14 protein-coding genes are annotated in these 13,574 nt (G+C 59.1%); 7 read left to right on the top strand and 7 right to left on the bottom strand.

Annotated features, from left to right (window positions below; all coding sequences use genetic code 11):
• Position 1 precedes the first annotated feature (1 nt).
• From AC2FLE_RS13950 to AC2FLE_RS13935, 4 genes are all read left to right on the top strand, one after another.
• A complete protein-coding gene (locus tag AC2FLE_RS13950) occupies positions 2-1,207 on the top strand; it encodes a metal ABC transporter permease (protein WP_496697731.1) in 1,206 nt (401 codons plus the stop codon).
• Positions 1,204-2,133 (top strand): metal ABC transporter permease, encoded by a 930-nt coding sequence (locus AC2FLE_RS13945; RefSeq protein ID WP_496697729.1) that lies wholly within the window; start codon positions 1,204-1,206, stop codon positions 2,131-2,133. The genes AC2FLE_RS13950 and AC2FLE_RS13945 overlap by 4 nt, the downstream gene beginning before the upstream one ends.
• A gap of 282 nt (positions 2,134-2,415) precedes the next feature.
• Entirely contained in the window at positions 2,416-4,266 is a 1,851-nt protein-coding gene (mutL, locus tag AC2FLE_RS13940) for a DNA mismatch repair endonuclease MutL (RefSeq protein ID WP_496697727.1), read from the top strand.
• 52 nt (positions 4,267-4,318) lie between these two features.
• Positions 4,319-5,548, top strand: a complete 1,230-nt coding sequence (locus AC2FLE_RS13935) for a DNA recombination protein RmuC (protein WP_496697726.1) — start codon at positions 4,319-4,321, stop codon at positions 5,546-5,548.
• Positions 5,549-5,608: 60 nt separating this feature from the next.
• On the opposite strand, the gene AC2FLE_RS13930 is transcribed toward AC2FLE_RS13935, so the two are convergent.
• Together AC2FLE_RS13930 and AC2FLE_RS13925 are read right to left on the bottom strand one after the other, a co-directional pair.
• Positions 5,609-6,259 (bottom strand): ChrR family anti-sigma-E factor, encoded by a 651-nt coding sequence (locus tag AC2FLE_RS13930; protein WP_496697724.1) that lies wholly within the window; start codon positions 6,257-6,259, stop codon positions 5,609-5,611.
• 10 nt (positions 6,260-6,269) lie between these two features.
• Positions 6,270-6,926, bottom strand: coding sequence for a sigma-70 family RNA polymerase sigma factor (locus AC2FLE_RS13925; RefSeq protein WP_496697722.1), 657 nt, complete (start codon positions 6,924-6,926; stop codon positions 6,270-6,272).
• 147 nt (positions 6,927-7,073) lie between these two features.
• On the opposite strand from AC2FLE_RS13925, the gene AC2FLE_RS13920 reads away from it, so the two are divergent.
• The 3 genes from AC2FLE_RS13920 to AC2FLE_RS13910 all read left to right on the top strand — a co-directional run bounded on the left by AC2FLE_RS13920 (position 7,074) and on the right by AC2FLE_RS13910 (position 9,452).
• A complete protein-coding gene (locus AC2FLE_RS13920) occupies positions 7,074-7,850 on the top strand; it encodes a DUF1365 domain-containing protein (RefSeq protein ID WP_496697720.1) in 777 nt (258 codons plus the stop codon).
• A 79-nt stretch (positions 7,851-7,929) separates the two neighbouring features.
• Positions 7,930-8,247: a DUF3775 domain-containing protein gene (locus tag AC2FLE_RS13915; protein WP_142640076.1), complete on the top strand. Its 318-nt coding sequence runs from the start codon at positions 7,930-7,932 to the stop codon at positions 8,245-8,247.
• A gap of 134 nt (positions 8,248-8,381) precedes the next feature.
• Positions 8,382-9,452, top strand: coding sequence for a tetratricopeptide repeat protein (locus AC2FLE_RS13910; protein ID WP_496697719.1), 1,071 nt, complete (start codon positions 8,382-8,384; stop codon positions 9,450-9,452).
• A 41-nt stretch (positions 9,453-9,493) separates the two neighbouring features.
• Here the strand turns inward: AC2FLE_RS13910 and AC2FLE_RS13905 are convergent, their stop codons facing one another.
• From AC2FLE_RS13905 to AC2FLE_RS13885, 5 genes are read right to left on the bottom strand one after another with little or no spacing between them, the layout of a single operon-like run.
• Entirely contained in the window at positions 9,494-10,636 is a 1,143-nt protein-coding gene (locus tag AC2FLE_RS13905) for a saccharopine dehydrogenase family protein (protein WP_496697717.1), read from the bottom strand.
• A 22-nt stretch (positions 10,637-10,658) separates the two neighbouring features.
• Complete coding sequence (locus tag AC2FLE_RS13900) at positions 10,659-10,907, bottom strand: SemiSWEET family sugar transporter (RefSeq protein ID WP_496697715.1); 249 nt, start codon at positions 10,905-10,907, stop codon at positions 10,659-10,661.
• A 12-nt stretch (positions 10,908-10,919) separates the two neighbouring features.
• Positions 10,920-11,966 carry a saccharopine dehydrogenase gene (locus tag AC2FLE_RS13895; protein WP_496697714.1) on the bottom strand — a complete coding sequence of 349 codons (1,047 nt, stop codon included), beginning with the start codon at positions 11,964-11,966 and terminating at the stop codon, positions 10,920-10,922.
• A 15-nt stretch (positions 11,967-11,981) separates the two neighbouring features.
• Complete coding sequence (locus AC2FLE_RS13890; protein WP_496697712.1) at positions 11,982-12,596, bottom strand: glutathione S-transferase family protein; 615 nt, start codon at positions 12,594-12,596, stop codon at positions 11,982-11,984.
• Positions 12,597-12,617: 21 nt separating this feature from the next.
• Positions 12,618-13,268, bottom strand: coding sequence for a histidine phosphatase family protein (locus AC2FLE_RS13885; protein WP_142640087.1), 651 nt, complete (start codon positions 13,266-13,268; stop codon positions 12,618-12,620).
• Positions 13,269-13,574: the final 306 nt, after the last annotated feature.

The raw sequence follows: 13,574 nt of genomic DNA, 5'->3' as shown, positions 1-13,574 counted from the left end.
CATGCATTGGGATGCTCTGACCCTTCAGCTTGGCTATAACGCCACGCTTGTCGCAATCGGCGCAAGCCTGCTGGGCATTTCCGCCGGGGTAACCGGCACATTTCTGTTCTTGCGCAAACGTGCACTGGTCAGCGATGCGATCAGCCATGCGACATTGCCGGGTGTGTGTCTGGCCTTTATGGTGCTTGTGGCCCTCGGTGGGGACGGCAGAAACCTGATCGGCCTGCTCGTTGGGTCGGCAATATCCGCTTGGATCGGCCTTTTATGTATGAACTGGCTGACGCGGCACACGCGGCTGGCCGAGGATGCCGCGATCGGAGCGGTCCTATCTGTATTCTTTGGTTTCGGCATTGTGCTGCTGACGGTGATCCAGACCATGGGTGTGGGCCGACAGGCGGGGCTTGAAGGGTTTCTGCTGGGCTCGACCGCTGGGATGCTTTGGGCAGATGCGATGATCATTGCGATCGGAGGCGCGGCAACGCTGGCGCTTGTCATGATTATCCGCCGTCCAATGACGATCGTGGCCTTTGACCCTGAATTTGCCGCAGCCAGGGGCCTGCCGGTGCATCGCATCGACCTTGCAATGATGGGTCTGGTAATGGCCGTCACAGTGGTTGGCCTGAAAGTTGTCGGGTTGATCCTGATCGTTGCGCTTTTGATCATTCCGCCGGTGACAGCCCGGTTTTGGACTGAGCGGTCCGAAAGAGTAGTGTTGCTGGCGGGTCTGATCGGGGGCGTCTCGGGCTATATCGGTGCGGCGCTGTCGGCGGCGGCTCCCAATCTGCCGACGGGTCCGCTTATCGTTCTTGTCAGTTTTGCCGTGTTTGTCCTGTCGTTGCTGTTGGCGCCGGTTCGCGGTGTTCTGGCGGCGGTGTTGCGGCACCTGCAATTCCAGCGTCGGGTTCATATCCGGCAGGGCTTGCTTGCGTTGGCACAAGGGCAGAAAATCTATGAGCCGCTGACCCTGCGTTTGTTACGCCGGGCCGGGTTGGCCCGCCCCGACGGCGTGGCAACCGAGGCTGGCAAGGCCCGCGCCGCCAAAGCCCTGCGCGACGAAAAGCGGTGGGAGGTCGTTCGCACGGACCAGGCCCACGAAGCAACAGCGGCGTTGTATGATGGGCTGCGCGATATCGAAACCGCGCTGACCCGCGACCAGATTACCGAGATCGACCGCCAGATCGGCGGCCCGCAGGGGATAGCACCATGAGCGGCGAAGAATTCGTTCCCCTGTCACTGACACCGCTGCTGATCGGGACATTTGCGGCCATCGCCTGCGCCCTTCCGGGGAACTTTCTGGTTCTGCGCAAACAGGCGCTGATCGGGGATGCCATCAGCCATGTGGTGCTGCCGGGTATCGTGGTTGCCTTTCTTCTGACCGGCGCGATCTCGACCTGGCCAATGATGCTGGGCGCGGCGGGTGCTGCCGTGGTTGCTGTGGTGATGATCGAGGCGATCCGCAGGCTGGGTCAGATCGAACCCGGTGCGGCAATGGGCGTGGTCTTTACTACCCTATTTGCGGCGGGCGTTCTTTTGTTGGAGCAGACGGACACCTCGACCGTGCATCTGGATGTGGAACACGCGCTGTATGGCAATCTCGAAAGTCTGATCTGGCTGGACGCAACGGGATGGGTCTCGCTGCGGGACCCGGCCGCGCTTGCGGGGTTGCCCCCGGAATTGCCGCGTATCGCGCTGACGCTTGCGGGGGTTTCGCTGTTTACCTGGGTATTCTGGCGACCATTGAAGATTTCGACCTTTGACGAAGGTTTTGCCAGCACGATTGGTATTCGGACCGGTCCTTTGGGGTTTGCGCTGGTGATCACAGCGGCGATAGCTGCCGTCGCAGCCTTCGACGCGGTTGGCTCGATCATCGTGATCGCCATGTTCATCTGCCCCCCCGCTGCGGCGCGGTTGATGACCAACCGATTGGAAACTCAAATCGCATGGAGTGTTGTATTTGCCGTGGTTTCGGCGGTGATGGGCTATGTTCTGGCGGGCTATGGCCCATTATGGATGGGTGCCCGCGATGCCGTGAGTGCCGCCGGAATGATCGCAACGGTATCGGGTGTGATTCTGGCGCTTGCGGCTGTTTTCGGCCCCTGCCGGACCCGCGCCGGCGCTCCAGGCACTGTCTGATCCGGCAAATTCCTGCTGTTGGCTGATGCCGTATTTCGGCTGAACTTTGCCAACTCGAACAGCACGGCCAGAGTTAATGAGCCTTAATCTGCAGATCGTGCTAAGGTTGTTGTATTGTTAAGTAACTGACCACCACTCACCCCGGCTTGTTCGGGCAATCGTGATCAAGGTCGTCGCCTTGCAGGCCGACATGGCGCGATTGTCCGAACGCCCCCCTCTTGCACAAAATCTGAATACCATAGCGGTGGCAGAATCGTGTGCGCATGTGCTAGGTCTAGGGGTATGGAGCAGGCAAACCCCAATATCAGCGAGTTTCGACCGGTAATTCGGCAGTTGGACGATGCTGCAATCAACCGGATCGCAGCCGGCGAAGTGGTTGAGCGACCGGCCTCTGCGGTCAAGGAATTGATCGAGAACGCCATTGATGCAGGTGCCACGCGGGTTGCGATAGAGATCGCCGATGGGGGCAAGACGCTGATTCGCGTCACCGATGACGGCTGTGGTATTGCGGCGACGGACTTGCCGTTGGCTTTGTCCCGCCACGCAACCTCGAAAATCGACGGGTCGGATCTGCTGAACATTCATACTTTCGGATTTCGCGGTGAGGCGTTGCCGTCGCTGGGCGCGGTCGGGCGTTTGACCATAACCAGTCGTGTTCCGGGGGCGGATGCGGCGCAGATTCAGGTCGCTGGTGGCACAATGTCCGCGGTGAAACCCGCGGCTCTGCGCGCGGGTACCGTGGTCGAGTTGCGCGATCTGTTCTTTGCCACGCCTGCGCGTCTGAAATTCATGCGTACCGACCGCGCCGAGACACAGGCCATCGCCGATACGGTCAAACGTCTGGCCATGGCCGAGCCCTCGGTCACCTTTTCCCTGCGCGATGTCTCGGGCGGCGGCGAGGGGCGCGTAACCTTCCGTGCTGACCGCGAGAATGGTGATCTGTTTAACGCGTTGCATGCCCGACTGGCCCGCGTGATCGGGCGCGAGTTTGCCGAGAACGCGTTGCAAATTGACGCCACGCGTGAGGGTATCCGGCTGTATGGCTATGCCGCTCTGCCGACCTATTCTCGGGGCGCAGCGGTGGCGCAGTACCTGTTCGTCAATGGACGGCCTGTGCGTGACAAGATGCTGACCGGTGCATTGCGGGCGGCCTATTTCGACTTTCTCAGCCGTGATCGGCATCCGGCGGCGGCTCTGTTCATCGACTGTGATCCGACGCTGGTGGATGTGAACGTGCACCCCGCGAAATCCGAGGTCCGGTTCTGCGATCCCGGCGTCGCACGCGGGCTGATCGTCTCGGCCCTGCGGCACGCACTGGCCGAAGCGGGGCACCGGGCGTCCTCGACCGTCGCAAACGCGACGCTTGGCGCGATGCGACCCGAGCCGTCTCACTCCACCCCGGCGCGGGTGTATCAGATGGATCGCCCCTCACCCGCCGCGCGCCAGATGGCTTATCAGGCGCAGGCGCCGGGCTTTGCTGAACTGACCCGCGATTACAGCGGCAGCGTGGTCGAGCCGGTCGCGGAGCCCGCTTCCGAGGCGCCGACCGAAGACCTGCCTTTGGGAGCCGCGCGCGGGCAGGTGCATGAAAACTACATCATCGCCCAGACCGCTGATGGCATGGTGATCGTCGATCAGCACGCCGCGCATGAGCGGTTGGTCTATGAAAAGCTGAAAGCCCAGATGGCGGCGAACGGCGTGGCGGCGCAGGCGCTGCTGATCCCCGAGATCGTAGAGTTGTCTGAAGGCGACTGCGCGCGACTTATGGCGGTGGCAGATGACCTTTCGCGCTTTGGCCTGACGCTCGAGCCCTTCGGCGGCGGTGCGGTTGCCGTGCGTGAAACCCCGGCCATTCTGGGTGAGGTCAACGCCCGCGCAATGATTCTGGATATTCTGGATGAGCTGTCCGATCAGGGTGAAAGCCAGATGGTGCAGGCGCGGATTGAGGCGATCCTCAGTCGTGTCGCCTGTCACGGTTCGATCCGCTCGGGCCGCCGAATGCGGGCCGAAGAGATGAACGCCCTGCTGCGCGAGATGGAGGCAACGCCTCATTCCGGCCAGTGCAACCACGGGCGGCCAACTTATGTGGAACTGAAGCTGACCGATATCGAACGTTTGTTCGGACGCAGTTGATCCCGCGGGGTGCGCGGGCTATGAAGAATAAAACAAGAACACCCGAGGCGATATGATCGAGATTGCAGGAACCCAATTTGCCTTGAACGACCCCGTGATCTTGGTCGTTGGCGGGGTGGTGGCATTGATCCTGTTGCTGCTGTTCCTGTCTTTGCGAGCGGCCAACCGGTCAGCCAGGATGGCCGAGCCACTGTCGCGGCAAATGGCGCATCTGGGTCAGCATGTTCAGCAGTTGGGACAAGGACAAGAGCAGCTGCGCGGTGGTCTGCAGCATGTCTCGGACACGCAGGCCAATGCGCAGCTGCAGGTGATCCAGACGGTTGAATCCCGCCTGTCTTCGGTGCAGCAGCAGATGAACGATCGGCTGGCAGATAATGCGATGAAATCCGCGCGTGCGCTGGCCGAGATGCAGGAGCGGATGAAGGAATCGCTTCACGGCTCGTCGAAACAGACGGCGACGTCACTGACCCAGTTGCAGGAGCGTCTGGCGGCCATCGACAAGGCGCAGGATAACATCACCAAACTGTCGGGCGATGTGCTGTCGCTTCAGGATATTCTGTCGAACAAACAGACGCGCGGTGCGTTCGGAGAGATTCAGTTGAACGATATCGTCTCCAAGGCGTTGCCCTCGGACAGTTTCAAACTGCAGGCGACCTTGTCGAACGGGCGTCGGGCAGATTGCCTGATCCACCTGCCCAACCCACCAGGCCCCATTGTGATCGACAGCAAATTCCCGTTGGAAGCGTATGAGGCGCTGATCGGGTCGACCAATGATGCGGAGCTGAAAGCAGCGGTGCAGATGTTCCGAACAACTGTGCGCAAGCATATCAACGACATCTCCGAGAAATACATTCTGGACGGGGAAACCGCCGATGGCGCGTTGATGTTCCTACCTTCTGAAGCGGTTTATGCCGAGTTGCACGCCAAGTTTCCCGAATTGGTGCAGGAGAGCTTTACCAAACGCGTTTGGATCGTCTCGCCCACCACCTGCATGGCAACGCTGAACACGATGCGCGCGATCCTGAAGGACGCAAGGATGCGGGAACAGGCGGGTGCTATCCGCAAAGAGCTGGGTCTGCTGCACAAGGATGTAGATCGCCTGGGCGATCGGGTTTCCAATCTGGACCGTCATTTCGGGCAGGCGGCCAAGGATATCTCGGAAATCAAGATCAGCGCTGAAAAGGCAGGGCGCCGGGCGCAGCGACTGGACAATTTCGATTTCGAAGAGATCGCACCTGACGACACGCCGGGCGTTGTACCGCTGGCGCGGCACGAAATCTGACAAGCTGTTCGATGCGACATTGGCCGGATTTGGCCAGCGCACCGCGTCAGGTCCCAGAGATCAGATACGCAGGAAGGGCTGGAACAAGCGGGGCATGAGCTTGGTGAATTTTAGCGGCGCGTCGGTAACGGCCAGACAGATGCAATCTGCGGTAATGTCTGCGGTCGGGGTGTGATGCAGATCTTCATCGGCAATCTCGACATCGCCGCGTGCAAAGTGATCAACCTCATCCGAGAAAGCACCCTGCAGAACCATGGTCAATTCCATACCGTTATGGCTGTGATCCGGAACTGCGGTTCCGGCCGGAATGAACAGCAGACGTGCCGAAGCGTCGCCGCTCGTCGGCAAAATAGCTTGTCTGACGCCCATTCCGATGGGCCGCCATCGGATGTCATTGACAGTGCCGCCGACGTAGTCCTGCAGGGGGGCAGGTAGCACGGCGCAGCCCTTGTTCACGGGCTTGGGGGTCGGTGCGCCTTGGGCGATCAGCGCCATCGTCGCAGCCAGCGCGCTGTCGCTCATTTGGGCAGGATAGGGCAGCTCGTCCAGTATCTGTCCGCCAACCGCATCAAAGCTTTCAGCCTGCGCGCGGCAATGGTCACACAGCGACAGATGGGTCGCGACCATCAGATCGAACGCTTCGGGCAGGCTGCCGGCGGCATATGCCATCAGCAGATCTTCCGTCAGGTGATGCTTAATCTGTTTGCTCATCGTCTCTGTCTCAGTTCATTGCGTGGCGCAGGCGATCCAGCGCCAGCCTAATTCTTGATTTGATCGTTCCCAGAGGCAATCCAGTCTGAGACGCAATTTCCCGGTGACTCAGGTCTCCGAAATAGGCCTTTTCGATCAAGTCTCTTTGCGCGTCAGGCAACGCCTTCAAGGCAGTGCGCAGCTGCGCGGTTTCTTGTTGCAAGACGATCACGTCGTCCTGATCAGGTTCGGACTCGGGGCCCCATCCCAGTTCTTCCGGTTCGGGGCGCCGTTGCTTGCGCAGGGCGTCGATGCGTTTGTTCCGTGCGATGGTGAACACCCATGTGGCCACCGTTGCCCGGGTCGGATCGAACAGATGGGCCTTGTGCCACAAGGTCGCCATCACCTCTTGCGCACATTCCTCGGACATGGTCGCGTCCGAGCCTGACTTCATCAGGAACGCCTTGATACGCGGCGCAAAATGCTGGAACAGCTCGGCAAAAGCCGCCTGATCCTGCGCATCCCGAATGCGCCTGACATGGTCCACCCACTCAATCCTGGTGTCGCAACTGCTTTGTGTTCCGTTCACCTGTTTACCCTTGATGCGTTTTCTTGCGCGCCATGGCTTGAGGACGGCGGGTGTAGCCGCCGGCTCGTCCAAGGTCACGGTGTCTATCTCGGTAAACATAACCACAATACGGTTGGTGTCCCAAGCCGGATCACTCTGAAGCGATATTTTTGATCCAATCCTGGCTGGATGCCGTATTCTAAGTAACAGAAACCTTCAGAAAACCACGCCCCTCCGGGCGGTTACAAGCGGGTCGGACCATATCGAATGACACAGACCGTTGATCACGTTGCGGGCCATACTTTTCACGGGCGCAAGGGGGCGATCGAAAACGCCTTCCGCTATTCGGTCGACTACATTCTTCTCAACCCCGAATGTGATCTGACTACACCAGTGCTGTTTTCGGTGAACCGGGCCAACGTTACCAACTGGCGGTCGCAGGACCACGGGGGGGCGCCGGGCCAAGGCGGCGCTGCCGTATGGCTGCGCGCCCAGTTCGATCAGATGCAGGTGGCGCAACCGGCGCGCCTGATGTTGCTGACCCAGCCCCGGGTTTTGGGTCATGTCTTCAACCCGGTCAGCTTCTGGTTCTGTTTCGATGGGCAGGGTGCGCTCTATGCGGTTGTGGCCGAGGTGACCAATACCTATGGCACGCGCCACAGCTATCTGTGCCACAATCCCGGCTTTTCACCCATCAAGGCAACCGACAGGATGGTGGCTGACAAGCTGCTGCATGTCTCGCCCTTCCAGAAAATCGAAGGAAGTTACACCTTCCGGTTCGACTACCGCCCCGAACGTGTTGGCGTTTGGATCGACTATACCCGCCCCGAGGGCGGATTGATCGCCACCCTGACCGGGACACGCCGTCCGCTGACCAACCGGGTGATCCTGTGGTCGCTGCTGCGCCGCCCATTTGGTGCGCGGCGGACCTTTGCGCTGATCATCTGGCAGGCACTTAAACTTTGGGTGAAAAAAGCCACCTTTCGCCCGTTCAGAACCGCACCGGTGCCGGATCAGCCGGTTTCGCGTGTGCGCCTGCGCTAACGCGTTTGTTCAAGATCAAAGACTCGGGCTCTGCCTAGTGGTTGTTTCATTCGAAAGCCGCGAACACAGGAGTCGGGTCATGTTGGAAATTTCAGCAAGAAAAGTTGCTCAGGTTGCGCTGATGGGGCGCGAGCTGAATCGGGCCGAGGGCGAGTTGCGCGCGTTCATTGATCACATGAGCGAGGACGAACAGGCCGAACTGGTGGCTATCATGTGGATCGGGCGTGAAAGCTTCTTCGCCGAGGATCTGGTCGAAGCCATCGCCACCGCAAGGGCCGAAGCCTCAACCCCCTGCGCTGATTACCTGATCGGCACGCCGCACATGTCAGATCATCTGGAAAATGGTTTGGATGCGCTGGGGGTATCGGCGGAAGATGTGGAAAACGATCTGATGTAGGCGATTGCGCAACGGATCGAGGACAGAGTTTTCCACACCTTCTTGTCTGGCGTTTTAATCGGATAAAGGGATGGTCGTGGACAATTTCAGCCAGGTTTGATTTAGGTTCGGGTGAACTACTTTTGGTTGAATGAATGACATCCGATACCCCAGCTTCTTTGCGACACAGAAAATCGAAGCTCGCCCGTGTTCTAACGGGTATTGTCTTGATCGCAATCGTTGGGGTTTTGGTGCTAGGCCAAGAACGTAAAAAGCTGATGGCTACCTGCAACTTCAGTAAGGCTGACTTGGAAGACAAGTTGGCCGCCTGTGATACGTTGTTGATATGGGCGGCATATAACCCGTCAACCCGGTCGCTGATCCATCGACACAAGATGCGGGCACATATGTGGAATAGAGACTGGGAGGCTGCCCAAAGCGAGGCTGATCTGGCTATTGCAGAAGACCCTGAAAGCCGCGTGCCGTGGCAGTGGAAGGCGCTGGCCCACGCCCGCGCCGAAGAATACCCAGCGGCGATGGAGGCAATTGAGGCAGCGCTGGAGATTGCCCCGGGTAATGACTATTCGCTAGAGACAAAAGCCAAACTCTTGCGCCGGATGGATCGGTTGTCAGAGGTTGAGCCTCTGGTTGAAGACGCCATAGCCAACCATAAAGTGGGCCCGTGGGCCTGGAGCTATGCTGGCTATTTCAGATTGCGGGCAAAGGAGTATAGACCTTCGGCTTTGGCCTTTTCCGAAGCATTACATGCCGATCCACACAATGCATATGATCGCCGCAAGTTCCTTGAGGCCTGCCGACTTGCTGGCCCAGATTGCCCGCCTCTGTTTCCTGAAAAACGCGCGAGCTATGCTGAGCTTAGCTGCGAAGACATTGCATTGCAATTTGCAGAGCAATATCCAGGTTTTCACAGCGGAGCTGGTTTTGATACGCCGTATGACCTGATCGACCAAGGTGATTGGCGTGCAAAGGTCCTGGTGCAGGTTGTTTACCTCGGCACAGCAATCGGATTCGAGCAGACTGCGTCAAAAGAATATGCAAATAGGTTGATAGTAGACAGCGCCATGTTTGAGTGTGTTTCGGGTGGCGAATATTACTTTTCGGGCTCGGATAAGGGCTCCGAAGAATACCGCTATGCAGCTGAACACTTGTTTGGACCGGAATTGCGTAGAAACCTTGTCGATCTCGCGTATACGCATCTGAATTGATGTACCAACCCGGCCAATCCAGGTTGGTGCGGGCTTAGTTTTCAGCCCGCGTGATCCACCACCTGCAGATGCTGCGCCAGCCGGTCAATTTCAGCCATCCAACTCTGCACCAGCTTTGGATCATTGGGGGCCGCATGAACGCCTGCCGGGATAGCGCGGTTCAAGACGGCTTCGACAGCCAGTGAAACGGGGACCGAAACCAGCCGCGCCATTGCCGTGCCGCGGTCGTCACCCCAGGCATCCATCACATAGGTTTTGTGCCAGACCGGAACGCCGTCTTTTTCCGCCTTCAGGCCCACACACAGAACCACACGGTCCGGCTCGCCCTCGTCATAGGCGTTTTCGGCCCAGAACTGGTCCGACATCTCCTTCAGGCGTGCATCGCCTTCGGGCCCTGACAGGGTTTCGATTTCGGCAAACACATCTGACCACGCATCGGCCCAGCCATTCAGACGCAGCGTACCGCGGACGAATTCCTTGACCGGCCAGTGATCCTCGAAATGGTACTGCGCCATGAACGGGATCGAGTCGCGGTTCGGGTAGACCTCAAAGCTTTCGGGTGTGGGCAGGGGTGCGATATAGCTGGTAATCGCATCCCATGGGCGCGCCACGTCCAGCGGAGCATAATTGCGAATTGATTTCGATGGTGAACGCAACGCCTTGAGCACACCCAGCGGTGACCAGCTGAACTTGTACCGGAACGGGTTCGGATGCCTGGGGATACCCCCGCAATAAGAGATGAAACTCAGGTGGTTCTGCGGGTCGAACGCGTCCGAAGCGCGATAGTCGTCGATCAGTGCATGAGCCATCAAGTGATCGATGCCCGGGTCCAGCCCGACCTCGTTGACCAGCGCCACCCCGGCTTCGCGGGCCGCGTCGTCCAACGCGCGCATCTCGGGCGCGATATAGGAGGATGAGACGAAATTCGCCTGTTTCGCGATTGCAAGCTCGGCCAAGGGCACGTGCCAATCGCCGGGCAACATCGAAACGATGACATCGTCCTGTTCCAGCACCGCCGCCAAGGCGTCGATGTCAAAAACGCGGATATCGCTGGTCAGGTCACCAACTTCGGCCTTGGCCTTTTCGATTGTCCGGTTCCAGACCGTGACCTTTTGCCCGCCTTCGATCAGGCGGCGTAAGCCGGGAATGGCCGACAGGCCGGTGCCACACCAGTGAATCGTCATGTGAAAACTCCTTTACGGCTGTTCAGCCAAACCTCAGTTTTGCAATCACGATCGCGCTGACAAGCAGGATCGAGATCACATTAGCCAATATCAGCGGCCATGCCGCAATCATCACTCCGTAAATCAGCCACAGGCTCAACGTGGCCAGAATCAACAGGTTCGCCGGCATAGACAGATCCTTGGTCTCGCGGGAGCGCCAGGTCTTTAGGGTTTGAGGAAGCCAACATACAGTGCCTAGAACTGCTGCCGCGCCTCCGATCAGGTGTTCCATGCGTGGCTACTCCTAGACATGGTTGTCGAACGTATCGCGGGCCCGGCCCCAGACGCCGCTGTCCAGATCGGTCAGGGTCAACAGAGAAGGCAGAAGCTGTGCTGCATAATCTTCCGAGCTTTCGACCGGTAGCATCGACGGCAGATTGTCGATTGCAACTACATCAAGAACCGGATTGGTCGCCACGCGCAGGGCAGGTGCGTCCCAAGTTGTTGCTCGGTCATAAACCGGAACAGGGTTATAATCGCTGTCGGGGTCACAAGCGACATCGCCGATGGCGGTCAGCTTGCGGTCAGCGGCCAGTGCCTCATGTGGGACAAAAATCGGCGTACCTGGGCGCGCGAAGATACAGTTCAGGAACAGGTCGTGGTCCAGGATTTCAGGGAACGGCCCACCGCCGGCGGTTTCGGCCATGTCCCACTTGGTGACACTGACATCCATCGCCGTGCAAAGGTCGCTGGCGCCGGTACCCACGCGGCCAAGAGCACCGATGACGATGGCCCTTGGTTTATTGGCCTCGATGGCATCTAGTTCAGCCAGAAGCTCGGTATTCAACGCGTCCTTGCTGGGATAAACACCAACCGGAGGGCATTCCGCGCCCCGCTGCTGCGCGGCCCAAGTCTTGAGTGTCACCGCAGCCCCGGCATAGCCGGCCCAATAGCCAAAGGCGGCGACCCGGCGGCCGTTTTCCTCGACAAGATATTCCAGATCATACAGCGTTCCGCCCCCGGCCTTGAACCGTTCTAGCAGCGCCCGGCCGGAATGCTGACCCTTATAGGCATGGCCGAACATGATGTGGCGGTGGGGCAGGGGCGTGCCATCCTCGGGCAGTTCCTTGAGGCCAAAGATGATCGCGTCCTTAGGTGCATCTGGCCAGGAATTCTCGGGCGCGATCTCGCAGCCAGCAGCCTTGTAACCGTCGATGGGGATGGCGCGAACATGGCTTTCCTCGACCGTTACGCGGATGCCAGCAGCGATCAGCGCCAAAGCGCCTTCAGGGGTCAGCCCGACCCGTTCTTCGTTCGGGCGCTGTTCGGCCCGGACCCATAGATGCGTCATATTTTGTCCCCTTTATCAGAGCATTCCGGCGGCACGTACGGCTTTCAGCGAAGCGCGCGCCTCTGCCGCCTCACGAAAGGCGACGATCTTGGGGTAGGCTGCGACGTCGACGCCGTCGCCTTCCAACCAACTGCAAACCACATACAAATAGGCATCGGCCAGTGAGAACGCCTCGCCCAGCACAAACGGTCCACGCAGACCGTTCGAACAGATATAGTCGCAGGACGCTGCCATGGTCTGCGCGACTTTTGCCGTCATATCCTTCCAGCTGGATTTCTTGTCGGCCCACCGTGCGCCGCGCAGCTTATGGGCGTGGTTCACATGCATGGTCGAGGCAAGGTAATACATCACCTCGCGCATCCGGGCGGCCATGATCGGGTCCGCAGGCACCAGCCCGGCCTTCGGAGCCATTGCTGCGATGAACTCCAAAAGTGCCCCGGTTTCGGTCAAAATCCCACCGTCTACCACCAGCGCCGGAACCCGGCCTTTTGGGTTGATCTGCTTGTAGGCGGATTTGGTTTGCTCTCCACCGGTAAAGTCCAGTTGGATCGCTTCATAGTCCAGCCCGGCCTCTTCCAGTGCAATCGCAACGGCGACCGAAATCGTGCGAGGGGCATAGTAAAGTTGCATCACAAAGCCTCTGGTTTGGGGTTACAGGTGGGTCTGTGCAAACTGCCGGTCTGGTGCTTCCAGATGCGGAACGGCATTGAACAGAACCGGGCTGAGCTGAGTACCTATCGGGTATAAACGGTGCATTGACGTGTTCATGATGGCAAGAGCCACCCGCGCCATGGCCGGGATATCCAGGCCCATCGCCTGCCGGACAACCATCGAAATCAACCCGCCCGAGGTCACAACGATGGCAGGGCCGCCTTCGGTTCCGATATCGGTCAGCGCGTCGCGCACCCGGGTTTCGAATTCCTCGAAGGTTTCCGGTGTGTTTTTGATGGCGCCATCGGCCCAGGCGGCAAAGGTGCGGGGCAGATGCTCGACAAAACCTTCGCGATCAGTGGGCACTTTCACTCCGTGCTGTTCCTCGAACAGCTGCGCGATGGTGAAATACTCGATCTCGTTCAGCCGCGGATCGCGGATCGGATCAGTCAGCCCCATGCTGGCGGTGGTCTCGGCGTGGCGGATCAGGGTGCCGCAATAGACCCGGGGAAAATGGCTGCGTGTGTCCTGCAAATGCGCCCCCAGCCAGCGGGCCTGCTGATGTCCCAGATCGCTGAGCTTGTCATAGTTCTTTTCGTCGCGCGCGGTGGTGTTGGCCTGCCCGTGACGCACCAGTGTGATATGTGACATGTCGGTCCCTCTTGCGTGGCAAGTCTTAGGACAGGTCTAGGTCCGGGGCCAGAGCCGTTCGTTGCGGTTTGGAAATTATTCTCGCTCACCCCCGAATCTGGCCGGGCGGTATTGTTGTTGACTCGCAAGACCGTCCACAGGAACCTTGGTGATATCAGACTGTCCTGCAAATTCATCGTTGCAAGCTATTCGATGACCTCGGAAAACTGGCTTGGGAAAGGGTTTATTTATGACGGATATTAAGCGCACGCCTTTGCATGGTTTGCATGTTGAGTTGGGTGGGAAGTTGGTTGATTTTGCGGGCTG

This window comes from Ruegeria sp. CDSA077 (genome assembly GCF_059612265.1).
Note: the sequence above shows the minus strand (reverse complement) of the source record. Positions and strands in the feature narration are given on the sequence as shown.